This window comes from Acidaminococcus sp. CAG:542, from assembly GCF_000437815.1.
Lineage (GTDB): Bacteria > Bacillota > Negativicutes > Acidaminococcales > Acidaminococcaceae > Acidaminococcus.
The window spans coordinates 20438-21089 of the sequence record NZ_FR902026.1 but is presented as its reverse complement, the minus strand read 5'-3'; the positions used below and the strand labels follow the sequence as shown (position 1 = coordinate 21089).

General features: G+C 58.4%; 1 protein-coding gene. It reads right to left on the bottom strand.

Features of this window, described 5'->3' with window-relative positions:
* Positions 1-2: 2 nt before the first annotated feature.
* The coding region (locus QVO43_RS01520; protein WP_288174303.1) for a tetratricopeptide repeat protein at positions 3-652 on the bottom strand (650 nt) is incomplete at its 5' end.

Below are 652 nucleotides of genomic sequence, written 5' to 3'. Positions count from 1 at the left end.
TTCTATCTCCCCCAATACCTTTTATACCACATTGCTGCCTGTTTCCATGACTGGGGAACACCCCTGCCTTCTTCGTACAGTCTGGCAATGGCATTGCAGGCGCTGGGGCTGCCTCGTAACCAGGCTTTCCGATACCAGACCAGGGCCTGGGCAGGGTCTGCCTGGCCCAGGTATCCACTTTCCCAAAAGTGTCCCATGATTTCACAGGCCCCGGGATGGCCCTGTCGGGCGGCTTTCTCATACCAGATTCCGGCCTGTTCCAGGTCATGGCAGCGCAGCCGGTATTCCTGGGCCAGGCGCACCTGGGCTTCTGCATGGCCTTTTGCAGCGGCTTTCTGATACCATGCCAGCCGTTTCTCCCGCCAGCTTTCATTTTTCTCTTCACTCACCAGCCGGAGAAAGGAACCCATGGCCAGCTGGGCCGCTGCAAAGCCCTGGGCAGCGGACTTCCCGAACCAAATCAGAGCTTCTTCATAGGATGGATCCACGCCTTCTCCATAGGCGTACATGATTCCCAGATAATACTGTGCCAGGAAGTCTCCTTCTGCTGCCCGGGCCCGGATTTTTTCTCTCTGCCGGACGAACACCCGGACGGATTCGCCCAGGCCGGGCAGGTCTTTCAATGCGCCAAAGGCAGGAGCCACCGGATCCC